This window comes from Pirellulales bacterium, assembly GCA_033762255.1.
In the GTDB taxonomy this organism is placed as follows: domain Bacteria; phylum Planctomycetota; class Planctomycetia; order Pirellulales; family JALHPA01; genus JANRLT01.
This window is the reverse complement of the sequence record JANRLT010000062.1, coordinates 21,663-28,132: the sequence shown is the minus strand read 5'-3', so window position 1 is coordinate 28,132 and position 6,470 is coordinate 21,663. Positions and strand designations below refer to the sequence as shown.

Annotated in this window: 5 protein-coding genes; 4 read left to right on the top strand and 1 reads right to left on the bottom strand. The window is 56.6% G+C overall.

The genetic code is table 11. The features are described from left to right. Positions 1 to 38: 38 nt before the first annotated feature. Positions 39 to 2,150 (bottom strand): hypothetical protein, encoded by a 2,112-nt coding sequence (locus tag SFX18_17060; protein MDX1964862.1) that lies wholly within the window; start codon positions 2,148 to 2,150, stop codon positions 39 to 41. A 258-nt stretch (positions 2,151 to 2,408) separates the two neighbouring features. Between SFX18_17060 and SFX18_17055 the strand changes: the two genes are divergently transcribed. From SFX18_17055 to SFX18_17040, 4 genes are all read left to right on the top strand, one after another. Beyond that, positions 2,409 to 3,833 (top strand): HD domain-containing protein, encoded by a 1,425-nt coding sequence (locus SFX18_17055; protein ID MDX1964861.1) that lies wholly within the window; start codon positions 2,409 to 2,411, stop codon positions 3,831 to 3,833. Positions 3,834 to 4,006: 173 nt separating this feature from the next. Next, on the top strand, positions 4,007 to 4,411 hold the full coding sequence (gene mscL / locus SFX18_17050; protein ID MDX1964860.1) for a large conductance mechanosensitive channel protein MscL: 405 nt from the start codon (positions 4,007 to 4,009) through the stop codon (positions 4,409 to 4,411). A 143-nt stretch (positions 4,412 to 4,554) separates the two neighbouring features. Then, positions 4,555 to 5,775 (top strand): ABC transporter permease, encoded by a 1,221-nt coding sequence (locus SFX18_17045; protein ID MDX1964859.1) that lies wholly within the window; start codon positions 4,555 to 4,557, stop codon positions 5,773 to 5,775. A gap of 157 nt (positions 5,776 to 5,932) precedes the next feature. Beyond that, positions 5,933 to 6,466: a hypothetical protein gene (locus tag SFX18_17040; protein ID MDX1964858.1), complete on the top strand. Its 534-nt coding sequence runs from the start codon at positions 5,933 to 5,935 to the stop codon at positions 6,464 to 6,466. Positions 6,467 to 6,470: the final 4 nt, after the last annotated feature.

Below are 6,470 nucleotides of genomic sequence, written 5' to 3'. Positions count from 1 at the left end.
GAGTGGAACTCGCCGGTACGAGCTAACCAAATACAGCGTTACCGCCGGGTGGCCGGGGACGCTTCCGCCGAGTTCACTTGCTTACGCAGGGTAAAACCGGTCAGGAACCACCCGTCAGGCTCGGCAATCATGAACGCGCCGGCCGGGCCTAGGTAGCGCCGCACCACGTCAAAGTCCGGCAGCTTGGCACCGTTCAGCTTGGGTTGGCGAATCGAGCCTTCCTTGCCATCGCCAAAAATCTGATTGAGCGCCTTGCCCAGCATCGACTGGCTTTGCGGCATTTGGCCATTCCGAAACAGTTCGTAGGTGGGGCGAAATTCCTCATCCGTGCGCGAGAAAATCCGCAGGCAGTGCTGATTGGTCGCAAAGCCCCGCGCGGCGGTCAACTCAAATCCTTGCTCCATTTCCATGAGCACCATGTTGACATCGGCGCTGGTCTCGAGCGCGGGGTGCAGGCTGACCGCCACGATTCCCGACTGGGGTTGCTCATTCACCGTGATGTGGTCCAGCACCTTGATCAAAAAATCCTTGTGCGAGGAGACAAACATGTGCCCATGCACGACGCAGACGGCGGAGTTGGGGATGGCCCGTTTTTCTTCGGCGGCGTTGGGGGCTTTGCCATTGGGGCGGCGTCCGGGGCGGCGGCGGCCCGGGGCGGGCTTGGCCGGTTGTTGAAAGGAGGTCGGCTCAAAATCGGTGTGTTGAATCGCCCCGCCGGGGGTTTCAATTTGCAACTCCGGCACATTGGTCGCTTGCTCGTTGGTCACTTCCCAAATCGTGACCCCGCTGGTCTCTTTTTTATCCTTGGGATTTCCCCGCACATCCAGGGCCTTGACCGCGGGATCATCCCGCATCGACTTAGCCACGGCCAGGGCCACGGCCGCCTCGTTGGTCGTTTCCACGGCAAACAGCAAGCGCTCGCTCTTGGGGCCAATGGGCAACTGATAATCGGTGATCAAGGTGATCCGTTGACCTAGGTTGGCGACCAATTCCTTTTCGATATCGACGCGGGGGCCGTCCTTGTCGTCGCGGGTGCTATCCAGCACTTCACGAAAGACACCTTTCTCGCCCATGTACTCGTCCACCAGGGTTTCGCTGGCTGCAAAGCCGCGTTGGACCTGCCAATTGAGCGTGTTGTAGGTGGCGATTTCCCGCGGGACCCAGTTTTGGACGGGCATCTCCGCCGAATTGGGAAAATCCAGCATTCGCGCAGCCAGGTTAAAGCGTTGCCCGCCGGGAAGCGCCTCTTTTCCCGGAACCGCCGGAGCATACACAAACGTGCGATGCAAAAGCTCGTGCGTTCCGTCGGCAAAATTAACAAATCCTCCCAGTCCCCGAATACTGGTAAAGCCCTGCGCGGCTAGAATTTTTAGCAAATCGGGCTTTTTGGATTTTTCCTTGGGCGGATTGATGACCCGCATGGCCTCGGTAAAGCCAAACGGCTCTAAGAACCAGCGGACATGGGGGTTTAGCGGGGCGGCCGCTTTTTTTAGTCGGGCGGTGGTTACTTGAAACGCTGGCAAATTGGCCAAGCTATCCTTGCGGGTATTTGCCACGCCTTGAAAGATGGCCGCGGCCACGTTGTAATCATCCGCCAGGACTAGCGTATTTCCACGTAAAAAGTTGACTGCCACCTGGGGGGTGGTTTCGTCGGCTTTTTTAGGCAATTCAAATTCCACTAGATCCGCGGTGGCCCGGGCTGTGCGCTTAGCCCCTTGCTTGGCCAGGTTTTGACTGATTTTTTGGCGAAGGGCGGCGGCTTCGGCTTCTCTCCCCGTTACATCAACGATCAGCACCACGACACCCGTCCCGGGGGCGGGCTGCACCACGGCCAGGGCAATTTCTCCCCCGGGAATTTTGCGAATTTCGTCCACGGTCACGCCCAGCTTTTCCAGGCGGCGGTTTCCTTTTTCACGCAGTTGCTGCTGCAGATCGTCATAAAAGGGTTTCATGACGGGATCCAGCAGCAGTTGCCCAAATTGCGTGCTGTCAAAGGCGGTTTCCAGTTCATCCCAATTGGGGATAAAGACCACGCCTTTGGTGGTGTTGGGTAACAATTGTTCCGTACTGGGAGCGGCCAGGGAGATGCTAGCACATCCCATCATCATTGCCAAAACAGAGAGCCAGCCACAAAACGTTCGGTAAGCCACCGTAAACTCCTTCCCGTGAGCACTTGCCTGAGCCGCCTAAGAGCGCATACTCCTACTATCGGAAACTAGCTCTCGGCTCTTCCATCAGACTGGCGAAATCCACGAGTTTTTGCCAGCATGGGGGGGCGGATAGACGCGTTTTAGTTTACCCCGCTCGCCCAAGTGCTACCACTAGGCCTTTTTATATTCTAAAAACGGGTTTTTGCCCGGCGCCCCCGCCGGTAAACTGGATATTTTTTAGTTAAGAGTGCGATTTTCATGCCGCAGCTAGCCAGCACTGGCCAAAATTTGACGTACGATCCCATTCACGGTTACATCCCTTTTGTGGCTCCGCACCCCTGCTACGCCGGGGAAAAAACCGAACGGGACGTCATCGACCACCCGTGGTTGCAGCGGTTGCGGCAAATCCACCAATTGCAAACCGCCTGGTGGGTTTTTCCCGCCGCCGAGCATACCCGCTTTCAGCATGTGCTGGGCGTGATGCATTTGGCCAGCCGGTCAATTGACGCGTGGTATCCCAGTTTGGCAGAAATTTGTCCAGATGTTCCCAGCCGCGGCTATGTCGAGTCGCTGGTCCGGCTGGCGGGGCTGTTGCATGATGTGGGGCATGGACCTTTTGGGCATTTTTTTGACGAGCATTACCTGCGGCAATACGGGGAAACACATGAGACCATCGGTTGTCGAATCATCCGCGCGGAACTGGCGGATTTGATACGTGGGATTCGCCGCAATCCGGAGTCGCAACTGGCCGCTGGCGAAACCCTGGATCCCGAGCAAATCTGCTATTTAATCACGCGCCCTCGGGTAGAGGAACATGTCCAATCTGGCGACAAGTTGAAAACGCCCCGCTGGTTGGCTTATTTGCGGGGCATGTTTTGCGGGATTTACACCGTGGACAACATGGATTTTGTCGCGCGGGACGCTTATATGTCGGGCTATACCACCCAGGCGTTCGACCTCGAGCGGTTGCTGCGTTATAGCTTTTTTAGTCAGCGGGGGTTAACGATTCATACCCGCGGGATCGACGCCTTGGTCCGATTTATGACAGTGCGTGCTGAATTGTTTCGCACGATTTATTTTCATCGCACGGTGCGGGCGATTGATATGCAGTTGCAGGATCTCTTTCGCGAAAGCCGGGCGCATTTATTTGCCGGAAATCCCGCCGAGAATCTGGCGGAGTATTTGCACTTTACCGAATGGTCGCTCTTGATCGATGTCGGTCGCTGGAGAACCAGTCAAAACCTCAGCTTGCGGCAACTGGGCAAGCAGTGGCAGGAACTGTTGGAGCGCAAAATTCGCTGGCAAACCGTCAGTCAGCGAGTGCTGGTCTTTGGCCCACAAGACGCCGAGGCGGCCAGCATTTTCCAAAATGAAAGCCTGGCCGAAACCGCGCTGCGGCACAAGTTGCCCCCCGCGCTACGGGATCTGCCGTTACGGGTGGACATTGCCCGGCATGTGCATCGCCCCCACACGGCGGGTCCGGCGGCGGGGCAAAACTTTTTATACGACCCAGCCTATCCGCAGCCGCAACCTTTGGCCACGGATCAGCTTTTTCGTTATTTACCCCTAAGCCAGCGGGTGTGCCGGGTGTATGCCCCCAACCTGGATCACGCGGCGGAAATCACGCAGGCCTTGGATCAACTCATCGGTGTCAGCCGGGCGGATGATTTGACCAACATGTGACAGGCGGGGGCTGTATTTATACGGGGATTCGCGGAGAGATTCCCCCCGATTGGCCTTAACGGTGGGGGGCGGGCGTTTTATGATAAGCTGGCACGGACCTTTCTGGCGGCTTGCCGCACGATGCCGTAAGGGGCCAACCAAGGGTTTGGATTTTTTATTTTCAGGGTGACGCGATGAATAGTTGGCTGAAGGAATTCAAAGATTTTGCGATGCGGGGGAATGTGGTGGATTTGGCGGTGGGGGTGGTGATTGGAGGGGCGTTTGGCGATATTGTCAAGATTTTAGTAGATAAAATTTTTATGCCCGTGGTCAGTTTGGCGACCACGTTGGGGGCAAAAGACCTGGGCGCGTTTTATTTTGAGATTGGCGCCGTCAAATTAGGCGTGGGGGAAGTGGTCTCCTCCATCATAAAATTTGTCATCATTGCGTTTTGTTTGTTTCTGGTGGTGAAAGGGATGAACTACCTCAAAACGATGATTGCCACGGGTGAAATTCCCCCGCCGGCCGAACCCGCCGCCGATGTGAAACTGCTGACGGAAATCCGCGATCTGCTAAAAAATCGCCCCGTCCAGGCGTAGTTTATCGTGCCGGGGATCAGTCTTCGGGTTACAATGAACATTGCCCCCCGACGGCGGCAAATAGTGCCTCGTCGGCGATAAAAATTGTGGGTGTCAGATCACAACCCGACCGTCACTTCCCCATGACATTCTTTGCGACATTAATGATCGCCGCCCGTGCCCTGGTTAAGAATAAGTTGCGCGCGGGCTTGACCGTGTTGGGGATCGTGATTGGCGTGGGGGCCGTAATCGCGCTGGTGTCGATGGGGGAATCCGCACAAAGCATGGTGCTGGAGCAGTTTGAGAGCATCGGCACAAACATGCTGCTGGTCTTTCCGGGAAGCCAAGAGAATGGCCCCGTGCGAACAAACTTGGTCGTGACACTGACCCCCCAAGACGCCCTGGCCGTGGAAAACGAATGTGAATCCGTCTTAAAAACGTCCCCCGTGGTCGTGACCCGCGCGCAGGTGGTCTATGGCAATACCAACTATTCCCCGCGGGAAATATACGGCGTGGCGGAGGGATACCCCCTGATTCGAAATTGGACCATCCGCCGCGGGGCCTATTTTACCGACCGCGACATCACTTCCGCGGCCAAGGTTTGCGTCATCGGCCAAAGCGTGGTCGAAAACCTCTTTCAAACCACTGATCCGCTGGGGCAAACCATCCGGATCAAGGGGGTGCCTTTTACGGTGGTGGGGACACTGGAGCCAAAAGGAGCGGGTCTCAATGGCCAGGAACAAGACAGCATCATCCTGGCCCCCTACACCACGGTAAAAAAACGCCTGCAGGGATCGACGTTTAATAACATCGATATGATCATGGTGGCCGTCAAATCACGCGACCGGATGTCCGATGCCGAGCGGGAAATCAAAGCCCTGCTCAAGGATCGGCACAAAATTCGCCCCGGAGAACTTAACGACTTTACCGTGTTTAACACGACCGAAATCGCCCGCGTGCTTTCTATTATTACCACGGTCATGACCGGTTTGCTGGCCGCGATTGCCAGCGTGTCGCTCATTGTCGGTGGCGTGGGAATCATGAATATCATGCTGGTCAGCGTCAAGGAACGGACCCGCGAAATAGGCATTCGGATGGCGGTGGGGGCGCGGGGGAGGGATATCTTGTTGCAATTTTTGATCGAGGCCGCCCTGTTATCCCTCGTTGGCGGGGCGATCGGTGTCATGGGGGGACTCTCGGTTTCGTGGCTGGCCACCACGGCCCTAAACGCCCAGGGGGGGTCGATTCATTGGCCCTGGATCGTGTCGCTGTGGCCGATTTTGCTCTCGTTGGGTTTCTCTGCCATGATTGGGCTGATCTTTGGTTTGTATCCGGCTTATCAGGCCAGTCAGCTCGATCCCATCGAGGCCCTGCGCTACGAGTAGCCGCCGAGGTAGTGCTGCGTACAATAGCCTAGGGCCGCGCTTGCTTTTTGGATTGCTCTTGACGAAACTGGCAAATATGGTTGAGCTTTGCCGATAATGGCCAACGGGGAAGCGAGGTGTGCCGAGCAACACACTTCACGATGCGCAGGATTACGCCATGATTCCAACGACTGACTGGGGCGATTTACGCCGGTTTTTTGCCGGCCTGACGGAATTCACCTTTGAGGCCCGGGTGGGTATCGCCGACCCGACCCTCGTGGATTATGTGACCGAGCTTTTGACCCGGTTTTCGCATTATGACGAAATCTACCGCGTCAAAAATCTGTACGGACGGCGGCTGGACCAAGTGTCCGATATGCTTCTAGAGGCCGAAACCCGCCCCGCCCCGCTCAATCGCGAGGTTCACCGCCATATTGGCGATTTTACCCTCTTTTGGTCCGGCCTGTACCCCGAAGCCCTCCGTTGGATGCAGGCCGCACCCCGTAAAGACGCCGTCCTGAACTACAAAGAACTAGGCAAGCGGGCGTATCGAATTGCCAGCACCATTCCTCCCGCTGATAATCCCGAGGAAAACACCGTGCTGGAACGGCTCAGTCATGATTATGAGCTTTGCCTGTATGGGCTGAACGAACTCCGCCGAGAATGGGAACGCCGCGACGACGCTCCCCCCGCCCTGCCCCCTTTGGGGTAAGAAT